Genomic DNA, 13,069 nt, shown 5'->3' on the forward strand with positions numbered 1-13,069 from the left:
CAATTGAGTCACTGGCGGAACATGCGGGATTATCTCCCTCCAAGACTCTCTACTCTTTTCAAGCAACAAACCGGCCAGTATTATCAAATGGCGAGACGAAAAGCGCATAGCCTATGCCTGTCAATTATTAGCGCATAGTAATAAACCGATAAATACTATTGCCGATCAAGTAGGTTATAGTGACCCTTTATACTTTACTCGCTGCTTTCGACGGCAGATGGGTAGTTCACCACGGCAATACCGTTGTAGCTATCAAACGACCAATCCTTATTAAAAGTTATTTACGAGCGTTATCCATGGCTAGAAAAATATTTAAATACGTTTTAATTCTGTTCGGTTTATATTTGATTTACGCCAGCTATCAGGCCTATCAAATACTGGATGAAGCAGAGTTATTTAAAACACCGGTATTTGAAACAGAACCGCCCACACTACCCGCCCCAATTCAATGCGTCACCGACACAAAAAGGGATTCTAGTATTTTCAAAAAACCAATGGCTTCCGTCACCAGGAAGCTATTATTGCCGCGAATCAGCTATTCGAAAATTATGCGACTGCACAAGGCTGGCCGATTTTCTTCACCGAAAATGGTGCTATCCATAACCCTGAGCAATTAGCCCGCTTTAAAGTCATTATCTGGAATAACAATACTAATGACGTGCTCACGGTAGATCAGCAAACCGCTTTGAAAAATTATATCGCAGGCGGCGGTCACTGGCTGGGTATTCATGGCGCAGGCGGCAGCCGCAAACATGAATGGCAATGGTACCCACAGCAATTGCTAAAAGCGCAATTTATTGGCCACCCGATGTTTCCGCAATTTCAAACCGGCACCATTATCATCGATAACAACCAACACCCGGCGACGCAACATTTAGCGAGCCACTGGCAACGCGAAGAAGAGTGGTACAGCTTTGATCGCAGTGTCAGAAATATTGAAGGTGTCGAAGTTCTCGCCAGCCTCGATGAATCCAGTTATAACCCAAAGCTGGATTTATTAATGGATAATGATCACCCGCTGATATGGACCCACACCATAGGTAAAGGCATTGTGTTTTATACCGCGCTAGGCCATCAAGGCAGTGCGTATCAAGAGCCTGAATATAAACAACTTTTGGAAAACGCCTTGCAATGGTTAATGCAACAATAAATAACCAGAGATATCATGAAAAATAACGACGAAAAAAATACTGCCCAGCACGCAATTATATCCACCCTGCTTTTAGCCCTGAGTGCAGGATTAACTGCCTGTAATGATGCCGAAGTCGCGACTACCACTGATAGCCCAGCGGCTAAAGCCATTACCGTACAAACGCAAACATTAGCCGCACAAAGCTGGCAAGGTGAAGTCAACACCTATGGCGTGGTAGAAGCAGCGGAAGAAATAAATCTCAGCCTGGATTTTTCTGCCATCGTTGAACAAGTCTTGGTAAACGAGGCCCAAGCGGTTAAAAAAGGTCAGTTACTGATTACCTTTGATCAGGAAAAACGCCAATTGCAATTCAACCAAGCCAGCGAAAATGCATTACAAACTCAAGCCGCTTTAGACGAAGCGTATTTAATGCTGGAACGTAGAAAATCACTGGCTGCTAATGACACGGTTTCGAAAGAAATCCTGGATAATGCTGAACTCGCGCTCAACCGCGCTCAGGCACAACACCGGGAAGCGACCGCCGCCAGAAAATTAGCTCAACGCGAATTAAACGACAGTAAATTATTCAGCCCGGTCAACGGCGTCATTGATATCAAAGCCGTAGAAGCCGGTGAAAACATTACTGCAGGCAGTACACTGCTGACGTTGCAAGCCATTGATACCTTGCGCGTTAAAACCTGGGTAAGTGAAAAAGATATCCGTTTAATTCGCAGTGGTGCCGAAGCAACGATTACCTTATCCGGCCTGCCGGATCAGCCGCTACCCAGTATTGTCGAATCAGTCGGCGTCAATGCAGATGCCAATACTGGAAATTTCCCCGTCAAACTCATTCTTGAACAACGCAATCAATTGATTCGGCCTGGCATGACCGCGCAAGTGGCGATTAAAGGGGTAGTACAGGAAAATCTGTTAATGCTGCCCGAAGCAGCTGTAGTCGACAGAGACCGTAAACGTGTGGTCTTTGTCGTTAACACCAACACTCAACCTTTGACCGCTCTACGCAAGGAACCGTTATTAAGTGTGGGCATGGGCAACCAAATAGTTGTCCTCAGCGGGCTAGAGCCAGGAGTTCAAGTCATTGTTGATGCTCAGGATAAAATCATCAATGGCTCTGCTATTGTTGTGAGCCCATAATCTTATGCATGCGATCATTAATTTTTTTATTGGTAGGCCCTTACTAGTCAACCTGATCATGGTACTGGTATTTATCCTTGGCGCACTCACTCTGGCCAATATGCGTTATGAGTACAACCCTAAAGTTGATATGGGCTCGGTGAATATCACCACAATCCGCGCCGGCTCTGGGCCTGAAGATATCGAACTCGCCATCACTCTGCCGCTGGAAGAAGAGCTGGTCAAAGTCGAAGGGATCGATAAGATCTACTCCAACAGCATGGAAGGCAGTTCGGTTATTTCTATTCGCTTGCAAACCGAGTTGGATAATAAAGATAAAGTATTAAGTGACATTCAAAAAGCGGTTGACCGCGCCGCTACCAGGTTACCTAATGACTTGATAGAAAAACCCTTTGTAGAAGAGCTCTCAACTCTGATCACACCCGTCATTGAAGTCCATGTAACTGGCCCAGCCCCAGAGGCACTGTTAAGAACCGTGGCAAAAAAAGTTAGCGATGGACTGCGTGAAGTGGATGGCATTGCCAGCGTGGTAAAACAGGGCTATCGACGTGCCGAGGTCAATATTCAGGCACAACCGGAAAAAATGGTACAGCGAGGCATCAGTTATAAAGAACTGATTGGCGCTATTAACACACGCAATGTCCGCGACAGCGGTGGTTCTTTAGAATCTTTCACCACGGAAAAAAAAGTCGTTACCATTGGCCAGTTTGAACATCCGAAGCAAGTTGCTGATGTCATTATTCGCAGCGAAGAACCGGGTAACGTTATTCGTATCAGCGATGTCGCCACCGTCATTGAAGGTTTTGAAGAATGGGAGGTACAGTCGCGCACTGACGGCCAACTAAGCATCGCGCTGATGGCCCGCCGCAATGGCTCTGCGGATGAATTACATACAGCGCAAGCAGTAAAAGATTATATCCAGTCAATTCAATCCACTCTGCCAACTACAGTGGAACTGAAATTAGTCAACGATATGTCACGACTGACTCACAATATGCTGGATGTGTTAGTGGGTAACGCCTTGCTCGGTTTACTCTCTGTTTTCGTTATCTTATGTTTTACTCTTAATGTTCGTTTTGCTATTTGGGTCGCCGTCGGAATTCCCTTTTCGATTGGCCTAACGTTTATGTTGTGTGATGCCATTGGCGTCACTATTAACAGTATTACCTTAACGGCTATTATTTTACTAATGGGTATATTGGTAGATGACGCAGTGATCGTTAGTGAAAACACACAACGGCTCCGCGAACAAGGAATAGATGCCAATCAAGCGAGCCTGCTAGGCGCAGCACAGGTATCACAACCGGTTATTTTCAGCGCACTCACCACTATACTTGCCTTTCTACCACTGCTGTTTTTAACCGGTTACGATGCTGCCTTTATGGTGAGTTTTCCAATCACTGTTATTATTCTGCTAATGGTGTCACTCTTTGAAAGCCAGTGCCTGCTACCTTCTCATCTGGCCCATACCCGTTTAACCATTTCAAACAGCGGCAATAATAATACTTTGCTTCAAAAGCTGAGCGTGCGTTATAGAAAAATAATTTACCGTTTATTAGCACGTAAATACCTCACCATTGCTGGCTTCATTGGACTATTTATAGTGGTGATGACACTGGGGGTTTTAACCATAAATTTTGACCTCTACCCAAGCCCGGATATCGATACCATTAATATTAAAGTGGAACTGCCCACCGGCAGTAACTTTGAGCAAACTGTCGCCAAGGTCATCGATATTGAAAAACAGATCCGCCCCCAAAATAAGTCCTGACGACCTATTAAATATTGCCTCACAAATCGGCCATCACAATACCGACCTTTACGGTACTGTTGAAGGCAACAATGAAGCATGGGCAGTAGTATCCATATATTTAAAACCTGTAGGACAGCGTAAAACCAACACCTACCAACTGAGTCAGCAATTACGAAACTGGGCACAAACTCAAACCGGCTACCAACGGCTGGATGTTCAACCCTTGACTGATATCCCCGTCGTCGGCAAAGCCGTTGAGGTAGAAATTATTAGCAATGGCGATGAACGTTTTGCGCTTGCCGAGCAACTGCAACAATGGCTTTCTGAACAGCCTGCAGTGACCAATAGCTGGACCAGTTACAACCCTGGTAAAGATATTCTGGATTTAAAAATCAATTACCCTTTGCTTGCCGCCAGATCACTGTCAGTGAGTGACGTGACCCAAGCGGTGCGTATCGCTCTGGATGGCGAAATTGTTGATGAACTACAAACGCTGGACGAACGGGTCCGCTACCGGCTGCAATTACCACCCTCTAGCAACAGCGTGTTACAGACATTAGAAAATCTCGCCATCATTAATTCCTCCGGCCATGCTATTTATTTAAAGTCAGTCGCAGATTTTCACTTACGTTCGGGTGAAGCGGATATCAAACACTACTTTGGTAAACGCACAATCACGGTATATGCCGACATCGACCGGCAAGCTATTAGCCTGGACCAAATAAACCAGCAAGTGGCAGAATTTATCGCCCGACAACAATGGCAGCAGCACTATCCTTCTACCCGTATTATTCAAACCGGTGAACTGGAACAAACCCAGGAATCCATTGGCAACCTGGGCAGCGCTTATCTCATCGCCATGCTGGGAATATTTGGCCTACTGATCTTACTCTTCAATTCGCTGCTGCAACCGCTACTGATTATGCTCTGCCTACCCTTCGGCTTAATCGGTGTGGTCATCGGCTTTGGTATTCAACAAATTACTTTGGGTATGATGGCAGTGACCGGCGTGATTGGGTTAATGGGGGTATTGGTTAATGACTCGCTAGTGTTAGTTCATACCCTAAACGAAAAACAACAGGACGCCGGCCTACTCAATATCGATGCCATTGCCGATATTGCACAACAGCGTTTTCGCCCGATTATCATCACTTCAGTGACCACCGTTATCGGACTACTGCCGACAGCCTACGGCATTATGGGTAGTAACTCCTATATCACGCCGATGGTAATGGCGATGGCTTGGGGGGTAATGTTTGGAGGATTAGTATCGTTAATATTACTGCCTTGCTTGTACACCGCATTACAAGAGCTGAGACATAAATTTTAATGTGGATTTTCCAACAGCTGCCCAACAAACATAATTAACTTACACAATCATATTTGTCGATAAAACTTACAACTACTAGTTAGTAATATTGGGGCTGTATACGGCCTTACAACGCACAACAGCGATAATAAGATACCGCCAGAAAGTTTTTGCACCAAAAAGAGGCGTCGATATCATATTATCTCCCCAATTGTCGCTCAGCATTACATATCAATCGATATATTTACTAAAAGAATAAATACTACCGACCATTAGCCTTCAAGGCTATGTTTTATATAGATAAATATTATTTGGACTATTTCTTGCTGTATTTAATCAATGTATTAAGTACCTAAGCTTAATGCTGCAAACTCTCGAGACCTTCGCGTCTAAATAAAGAAGCCACAGAGTTTCATACGCGCAGGTCAATAACAATAATAGTGTGGGGTACTCCCCGCCATACACAAAAGGACTAACTCATGCAACAAAGAAACACATCAAGACTAGCGGGGCTCTGTCTTACCTTAGCTATGAGCAGTATGGCTTCGGCCACTTCCTTTGATTTTACTGGTTTACCCGTCACTGGCCCTTGGGCCGGGCTTGGATCAGGTACGGCACCTTTTCTTGATATAGCCAGCGCCGATAGCCAAATCAATGCGCATATCACAGCAGTTGCCGGTGGTACCCATATTGGCGTATTAACATTAGACGGCATCGGGGTGGCAGATGATGACACTTTAGGGCTGTTTGATCTGGCGGGTCTGGAAAGCGGTGAAACTCTTCGTATCGACTTTGACCAGACAATTGATATTGGCACATTGACCATGCGCCAATGGGAAGGACCGGATAGCGTTGTATTAGTAGGCTTTGGTGACGGTCAACAAATCGTACTTGATGACGATAGCTGTGGCTTATGTACTGCTGAAACTTTTGCCGTTAACTTAAGCAATGTTAACTACCTCACGCTAACAGGCTCCAGCAGTATCTCACTGTTAGCTGGTTTGGGAGATGTACAAATCAGTGCTGTTCCCGTCCCAGCTTCAGCATGGTTATTCGGAAGCGCACTGTTAGGATTAGCAGGTATAGGTCGCAAACGAGGTTAATCTCCCGCTATTTACTCACAAAACGCGGGCGCCCTCTCCCGCGTTTTTTATTGCACCTTTACTAATAATTTTACATGCCAATAAACACTGGCTCTCGCTTTTCAAATAAAGCCGTCACGCCTTCCTGCATATCTTTGGTTTCTACCAACGGGATGAATTGCTCTAACTCGTATGCCAGGGCATCAGCCAATGACGCATCCTGACCATGATTGATAACTCTGATAATAGCCGCTACCGCTAATGGCGGCTTGGCAGCCAACTCATTGGCAAAGTCCAATACCGTAGCGTCAAAATTCTCAGCCACGATTACTTCATTTATTAAATGGTAAGCCTGTGCCTGCTGCGCGGTAAGCTTGCTACCACGTAGCAATATTGCCAGCGCATTGGCCCTGCCAACCAAACGTAGCAGCCGGTTAGCGCCACTCCACAAGGGCGCTCCCCCTAAATTTATCTCCGGCAAACCCAGCAACGCGCCCTGCTCTGCTAAGCGAAAATGGCACGCCATGGCCAGCTCCAAACCACCCCCAGACAATAACCCTGAATTGCAGCGATTATCGGTTTCTCCATCGTTGCAATTTGATTAAACAGTTGAATTCGCTGTTCAACGAATTTATTAGGCCCAACCTCTTCGGCGATATGGGCTTCTTGTAAATTGGCGCCTACTGAAAAGTGTGTTGCTTCACCCTCGTCTATACTCTCACCTTTAATAACTATGGCGCGCACTGATTTGTCAGCCGCCAATACCGGTAACAACTGCTCCAATGCCATCACTTGCGCCACACCAATGGGGTTCATGGGTGGATTGTTTAAGGTAAGGAATCCCACACTACCCTGTTTACTGACGATTACTGCTGGCTCCAACATTATAAACTCCTAGTCAATATTATCCTGTAAGAATTGACGCACATCCTTATCAATAGTGGTTTTAAACGCCGTTAACATTAGTCCCAGTTTCAAATTAAAACGGATTGAATGCGCCTGTATGTTAATTTCACCGCTGGCGCCACTGCGCTTAAAACGCAAGCAATCTTCCGAGGGCCAATCACAATTCAGTTGATAGCGGGCAGTCATGGCTTCGGCAAGTTCCACAAGCTTCAACTTCACCTCGTCTCTCGATAAGCTAAATTCGTGCTGGATAGTAATAGTTGCCATCAGTTAACCTCAAAAACATTAAGGAATACTCCTGAATGCGCAAAACCGTAATGGATATATTGTAACCATCACCCAGTTTCACCCAATAAGAAAATTAAGAGGCTGGGATTCTCCCATCCTTCAAGCAAGGAGAAAAAAGACAGCATCAGGGGCATGGATTCGGTGATTCCAGATGGATCATCTCAATGGACGCCAACAGCTCATCACTCAACGACATATCTACAGTTTCGATATTCATCTTTAACTGCTTCATAGAGGTGGCACCGATAATATTGGAGGTCACAAACGATTGCTGATTTACAAAGGCCAATGCCATCTGCACCGCATCCAGCCCGTGCGCCTTCGCCAAGGCCACATACTTAGCTATCGCGATCTGACCAGCCGCTTTCTCGTAACGACTAAAGCGGCCAAATTTCACTAAACGGCTGCCTTCAGGCCGGGCACCATTTAAGTATTTGCCACTAAGCGCCCCTTGCCCAGCAGGCGAGTAAGCCAGTAATCCAACACCTTCACGATGGGAAAACTCCGACAACCCTAATTCAAAGCTACGATTCAGCAGATTATACGCATTCTGGATGGACACCACTTTGGGCAAACCCTTTGTTGCCGCGTAGTGTAAAAACTTTGACAGCCCCCAAGGGGTTTCGTTAGAGACACCGATATGCCGAACTTTACCGGATTGAACCAAGTCTGCGAGCACTGACAATGTATCCTCAATTGCCACAGACTCATCATCATAGTGTTGATAATTTGGGCTACCTAAACCAAAATTATTGAGCTTGCGATCAGGCCAATGCAGTTGAAATAAATCCAGATAATCCGTTTGCAAGCGCTGTAAACTACCCTCTATCGCAGCTTCTAATTGCTCTCTATTGAGCCGCGTTTCTTTACCTCTAATCCAATCATAAGGGCTGCGACCGGTGACTTTACTGGCAATCACTATTTGTTCACGGTCTGAGCGTTTGGCCAGCCAGCTGCCAATTATTTTTTCCGTGCTGCCTTGGGTTTCTGCCTGCGGTGGCACCGCATAACATTCCGCGGTATCAATAAAATTCACCCCATGGTCAAGGGCATAATCCATTTGTTGGTGGCCTTCCGTTTCACTGTTATGGGACCCCCACATCATTGACCCTAAACAAATTTGGCTGACTTTTATCCCGGATTGTCCTAGTGGGCGGTATTGCATGAGAACCTCTGAGTAGTTTTTGAATTTAAATCAAATAATAATTTCTAGAATAAACGGCCGTCATACTAGCAGAGGCTGTAAAAAAAGGGACATTTTCTATATTATTGCCGCCTCAACTTACCGTCTACCACTGATCTATCGAGGCTAATATCATCGCCATGGAAAACAATACCCGAGAAGCTTTCGGCGTTACTATTCTGACTTCACAACATAAAGCCATCCGCCGCACCAAACGTGAACAAGAGACGCCATCCATTCATGGCAATAAATTTTGGGGGTCCAGCTATTTAATTATGGATTACTTGCAACAAAACCCACCCCAAAATGGCTGCAAAGTTTTAGAGCTAGGCTGTGGTTGGGGACTAGCAGGGATTCATTGCGCCAAACATTATCAGGCAGTGGTTACCGGTGTAGATGCCGATAGCGCGGTATTCCCCTACCTACAACTGCATGCCGAAGCCAATGATGTTGCTATCAAAACCAAACGGCAGTACTTTGAAAAAATCACCACTAAACAACTAGCCGAGTACGACTTGATCATAGCTGCCGATATCTGCTTTTGGGATGAACTGGCCGACACCGTATTTAACTTAATTAAACGTGCGTGCAAAGCCGGTGTAGGCAAAATCATCATCGCCGACCCTGAGCGCGCCCCGTTTTTCGATCTGGCCGAACGCTGTATAGATCAATATTATGCTGAGCTGGAACACCGCGCTATCGATCAACCCCGCCGAGCGACAGGCTGCCTGTTAATTATCGAAAACGCCTGAAGAAGCTAGTGTTACATAACTAAATAGTCTTAATAAGCTCATTCACAAATGCGGCTGCTTGCTATACATTTTTAACCGGCAGCCACCCAAATACTGACTCTAAGTAATATACAAATCGTCGGGGGATCATCTAATGAGTTTAGCACCCACTATAAGTAGTTATTTATGCGATCATCAAATCAGTTACCAAATTCTTAATCATCCGCTTAGCAAAAGCTCTTTGGAAACGGCCATCTTCGCTGAAATTAATCCCGACCAACTAGTGAAAGCGTTAGTACTGGAAAACAGCGCCGGTGAGCTCGCTATGGTACTGACCACAGCCAATAAAAAAATTCAGCTGCATAAGTTAAATCGACAACTACATAGATCCTACACTTTAGTCCCGGAGTTCGAATTGGAAGAGCTGTTCCGGGATTGTGAACTAGGTGCTATCCCCGGTCTGGGACAAGCTTATGGCTTAACGACTTATGTCGATAGCGCGCTACTAACACAACCAGATTTATATGTTGAAGCTGGTGATCATCAAGAACTCATCCATTTCAGTGACGCCCAATTTCATTATCTGATGAGCAGCGCTATTGTACTCGATAATATTTAAGGACCCTGCCCAGGGATTTAAGCGAGAATAAAAAATAGCGTCATTGCCATAGAATTCATCAAACTGAAATATTAACGTCACATTGCTGTCATTCGTGCTTACTAACCTAAGCACTATGAAAATCATTGACGATCTATACCAATACGACCTGCGAATGTTGCTATGGTGCAGCCGGACACAGCATGCGGCACTGCACTGCAGGCTTGCCAAGAGTATCTCTAGGACCGGGGATGGCTACCTACAACTTTGTTTACCTCTGTTAATATTGGTACTAGACCAGCAGCAAGGCGATGAATTTTTTAGTTACGCCGCGCTCGCTTTTGCATTGCAAATGCCGTTGTACTGGATACTTAAAAACTGCCTGCAACGGCAGCGCCCCCCCGAAGCCATTCCTACCTTTGAAAGTATTATCATCGCCCATGATAAATTCAGCTTTCCTTCAGGGCATAGCGCGGCCGCTTTTTTGTTAGCCAACCTAACGTTTATTTTCTACGGCAGTATCGCCTGGCCCTTATTTGTATGGGCGACACTGGTAGCAATGTCCCGAGTCGCGTTAGGCGTGCATTACCCCACTGACATTATTGCCGGCGCACTATTAGGCTCTGCCACTGCGTTTGTTATCTGTTATTAAATAAATCCTAGCTCGAGAGATATCACTGAGATCAGGCCACCGGTGAGAACATATACATGAAAATACTTTATGGTGTACAGGGAACAGGCAACGGGCACATCACCCGAGCTCGCGTGATGGCAAAGCAATTTGCTTTAGCAGCACAGATACAACCGATTGAAGTAACCTATTTATTTTCAGGTAGAGACGCGGATAAGTTATTCGATATGGATTGTTTTGGTAAATATCTCCATCGCCAGGGGTTAACGTTTGTTAGCGAGGCGGGCGAAATTAATTATCAAAAAACCCTCAGCAATAACAAACCACTGCAATTTATTCGTGACATTAAAAGCTTACCATTATCAGACTACGATTTAATCATCAGTGACTTTGAACCTGTCACAGCCTGGGCGGCTAAACTCCAAGGGAAACCTGTGCTCGGGATAAGCCATCAAAATTCTTTTGCTTATGATATCCCTACCGCCAGTACAAATTTCATCGCCAATTCTATTATGCGTAACTTTGCACCAGGTAGATGGAAAATCGGACTACACTGGCATCACTTTGGTCACCCTATTTTACCACCGATTATCGACACTGAACTAAAGCCAAAAGCCTGCAATAGCAGTGTGTTAGTTTATCTACCGTTTGAAAATCAAGATGACGTTACTGAGTTATTACACCGGTTCCCGAGACAACATTTTGTACAATACTCGCCCGATCTTGACAACGGTACGCTACATAATGTGCAGCTGCGAAAGACTTGCCATGATGGATTTAAAGCAGATTTATCCAAGTCAAGAGCGGTTATCTGTAACGCAGGCTTTGAGCTAATCAGTGAATGCCTGCAATTGAATTTACCTATTCTTGCCAAACCCCTACAGGGTCAAATGGAACAGTTATCCAATGCGGCTGCTTTAGAAAAATTAGGCTATGCCACGACTCTCAACGTATTAGATCGTGAAACAATAGCGGAATGGCTAGTGCTAGCCAAAAAGCCCCATTATTAAAATTCCCCAATGTAGCCAAAGCCTTAGTCGATTGGATACTGCGGGGTGACCGTGAAAATCCACAGCAGCTTTGCCAGCAACTCTGGAATGACTTCCCCTCGCCACAGCAGCCGCTGAATAATCTTGTGCCACTACATTAATCCCTCACACATAGTTAAACGCCTTCTCCTTGCTAAAAAACACTGATATTCAGCTGAAAAGCTGGTAATTTATCGGCTGGCTGTAGCAAGCGCCCCGACTAATAAACCGAAGGACTGAATCATGAAACTGCTATTTCCCTTATTCTTTGCGAGCATCCTATTATTTTCCACTTTCGCAGCGACCGAAAATCACCAGAACACCACGTTTAAAGTTACCGAAATTAATAAGTCATTGATATTACTACAAGGTAAAGGGGGTAATATCGCTCTAAGCAGAGGTACAGATGGCTTACTGATTATTGATGATGATTATGCCGAGATGTCTACTGCTCTGAAACAGAAAATTGATCAATACGGCGGTGTAAATACATTAAAATATATTATCAACACGCACTGGCACGGTGATCATACCGCAATAATGCCAACCTTGGCGATGGTGTTGATATTGTCGCTCACAACAATGTTCGTGCGCGTCTAAATAGCCGTCAGGAAGTAGCATTTTTCAACATGGTATCGGAACCCTACCCCAAACACGCTCTACCTAATATCACTTACCCTGAATCCATGCAGCTGCACTTTAATGATGACACTCTCAACTTACAGCATTATCCCAATGGCCATACTGACGGCGACACCGTCATCTTTTTCACCAAGGCAAATGTAGTACATATGGGCGATCATTTATTTTTTCCCATGTTTCCTTTTGTAGATCTGGGTAGCGGCGGCAATGTCGTGTCCTATGCAAATAACATTGCTGAAGTCCTGAAAAAATTAATGGTGAAACTGTCGTCATTCCAGGTCACGGCCCCCTTACCGACAAGCAAGGGTTAAGCGAATATCATCAAATGCTCACTGGCACACTCGCCGAAGTAAAAGCCATGAAAGACAGTGGACTTAGCTTAAAAAAGGCGCAGGAAAAAGGATTAAGCAGCCAATGGCAGCAATGGAATGGCGGGTTTATTAAACAAGATGTCTGGATAAATTTTATCTATGGCAGTTTATAACAGCAACGTATCAGTGACTGCTCAATAAGCATCGAGCACAGCTGGAAATTTTGCTACCTATTATTCAAACATAAATAAGTAGCAAATACTTATTCATACTATGGACTGCATTAATTAGGTAAAGTGTAAGCAATCTATTTATGTACA

14 protein-coding genes and 2 pseudogenes are annotated in these 13,069 nt (G+C 44.9%); 13 read left to right on the forward strand and 3 right to left on the reverse strand.

Annotated features, from left to right (window positions below; translation table 11 throughout):
* Window positions 1–31: 31 nt before the first annotated feature.
* The 6 genes and pseudogenes from UNITIG_RS25430 to UNITIG_RS23345 all read left to right on the forward strand — a co-directional run bounded on the left by UNITIG_RS25430 (window position 32) and on the right by UNITIG_RS23345 (window position 6,452).
* On the forward strand, window positions 32–274 hold the full coding sequence (locus tag UNITIG_RS25430) for a helix-turn-helix domain-containing protein (RefSeq protein ID WP_369809177.1): 243 nt from the start codon (window positions 32–34) through the stop codon (window positions 272–274).
* A 219-nt stretch (window positions 275–493) separates the two neighbouring features.
* A pseudogene (locus UNITIG_RS03635) lies at window positions 494–1,150 on the forward strand (ThuA domain-containing protein); the annotation flags it as partial.
* 15 nt (window positions 1,151–1,165) lie between these two features.
* Window positions 1,166–2,287, forward strand: coding sequence for an efflux RND transporter periplasmic adaptor subunit (locus tag UNITIG_RS03640; RefSeq protein ID WP_101757173.1), 1,122 nt, complete (start codon window positions 1,166–1,168; stop codon window positions 2,285–2,287).
* Between the two features lie 4 nt (window positions 2,288–2,291).
* The gene (locus UNITIG_RS24905; protein ID WP_101757174.1) at window positions 2,292–4,058 is read left to right on the forward strand and encodes an efflux RND transporter permease subunit; all 1,767 of its coding nucleotides are present in this window, start codon (window positions 2,292–2,294) and stop codon (window positions 4,056–4,058) included.
* Window positions 4,024–5,370: an efflux RND transporter permease subunit gene (locus UNITIG_RS24910; RefSeq protein WP_159931074.1), complete on the forward strand. Its 1,347-nt coding sequence runs from the start codon at window positions 4,024–4,026 to the stop codon at window positions 5,368–5,370. The genes UNITIG_RS24905 and UNITIG_RS24910 overlap by 35 nt, the downstream gene beginning before the upstream one ends.
* A 458-nt stretch (window positions 5,371–5,828) precedes the next feature.
* Window positions 5,829–6,452 carry a VPLPA-CTERM sorting domain-containing protein gene (locus UNITIG_RS23345; protein WP_200821172.1) on the forward strand — a complete coding sequence of 208 codons (624 nt, stop codon included), beginning with the start codon at window positions 5,829–5,831 and terminating at the stop codon, window positions 6,450–6,452.
* A 70-nt stretch (window positions 6,453–6,522) separates the two neighbouring features.
* On the opposite strand, the pseudogene UNITIG_RS25435 reads toward UNITIG_RS23345, so the two are convergent.
* The 3 genes and pseudogenes from UNITIG_RS25435 to UNITIG_RS03675 all read right to left on the reverse strand — a co-directional run bounded on the left by UNITIG_RS25435 (window position 6,523) and on the right by UNITIG_RS03675 (window position 8,790).
* Window positions 6,523–7,316: pseudogene (locus UNITIG_RS25435) on the reverse strand (enoyl-CoA hydratase/isomerase family protein).
* A gap of 9 nt (window positions 7,317–7,325) precedes the next feature.
* Complete coding sequence (locus tag UNITIG_RS03670; RefSeq protein ID WP_101757178.1) at window positions 7,326–7,604, reverse strand: polyhydroxyalkanoic acid system family protein; 279 nt, start codon at window positions 7,602–7,604, stop codon at window positions 7,326–7,328.
* A gap of 145 nt (window positions 7,605–7,749) precedes the next feature.
* Window positions 7,750–8,790 (reverse strand): NADP(H)-dependent aldo-keto reductase, encoded by a 1,041-nt coding sequence (locus UNITIG_RS03675; protein ID WP_101757179.1) that lies wholly within the window; start codon window positions 8,788–8,790, stop codon window positions 7,750–7,752.
* Between the two features lie 158 nt (window positions 8,791–8,948).
* On the opposite strand from UNITIG_RS03675, the gene UNITIG_RS03680 reads away from it, so the two are divergent.
* From UNITIG_RS03680 to UNITIG_RS23360, 7 genes are all read left to right on the forward strand, one after another.
* Window positions 8,949–9,560 carry a methyltransferase gene (locus tag UNITIG_RS03680; RefSeq protein WP_101757180.1) on the forward strand — a complete coding sequence of 204 codons (612 nt, stop codon included), beginning with the start codon at window positions 8,949–8,951 and terminating at the stop codon, window positions 9,558–9,560.
* Between the two features lie 133 nt (window positions 9,561–9,693).
* Window positions 9,694–10,158 carry a YbaK/EbsC family protein gene (locus UNITIG_RS03685; RefSeq protein WP_101757181.1) on the forward strand — a complete coding sequence of 155 codons (465 nt, stop codon included), beginning with the start codon at window positions 9,694–9,696 and terminating at the stop codon, window positions 10,156–10,158.
* A gap of 115 nt (window positions 10,159–10,273) precedes the next feature.
* Window positions 10,274–10,789, forward strand: a complete 516-nt coding sequence (locus UNITIG_RS03690) for a phosphatase PAP2 family protein (protein ID WP_235015254.1) — start codon at window positions 10,274–10,276, stop codon at window positions 10,787–10,789.
* A gap of 56 nt (window positions 10,790–10,845) precedes the next feature.
* Window positions 10,846–11,778 carry an MJ1255/VC2487 family glycosyltransferase gene (locus UNITIG_RS03695; RefSeq protein ID WP_200821173.1) on the forward strand — a complete coding sequence of 311 codons (933 nt, stop codon included), beginning with the start codon at window positions 10,846–10,848 and terminating at the stop codon, window positions 11,776–11,778.
* Between the two features lie 261 nt (window positions 11,779–12,039).
* Window positions 12,040–12,396, forward strand: a complete 357-nt coding sequence (locus UNITIG_RS23350; protein ID WP_200821174.1) for a hypothetical protein — start codon at window positions 12,040–12,042, stop codon at window positions 12,394–12,396.
* A gap of 29 nt (window positions 12,397–12,425) precedes the next feature.
* Window positions 12,426–12,749, forward strand: a complete 324-nt coding sequence (locus tag UNITIG_RS23355) for a hypothetical protein (protein ID WP_200821175.1) — start codon at window positions 12,426–12,428, stop codon at window positions 12,747–12,749.
* A gap of 14 nt (window positions 12,750–12,763) precedes the next feature.
* Window positions 12,764–12,922: a hypothetical protein gene (locus UNITIG_RS23360; protein ID WP_200821176.1), complete on the forward strand. Its 159-nt coding sequence runs from the start codon at window positions 12,764–12,766 to the stop codon at window positions 12,920–12,922.
* Window positions 12,923–13,069: the final 147 nt, after the last annotated feature.

The sequence above is a fragment of the Oceanicoccus sp. KOV_DT_Chl genome, from assembly GCF_900120175.1.
Lineage (GTDB): Bacteria > Pseudomonadota > Gammaproteobacteria > Pseudomonadales > Dasaniaceae > Oceanicoccus.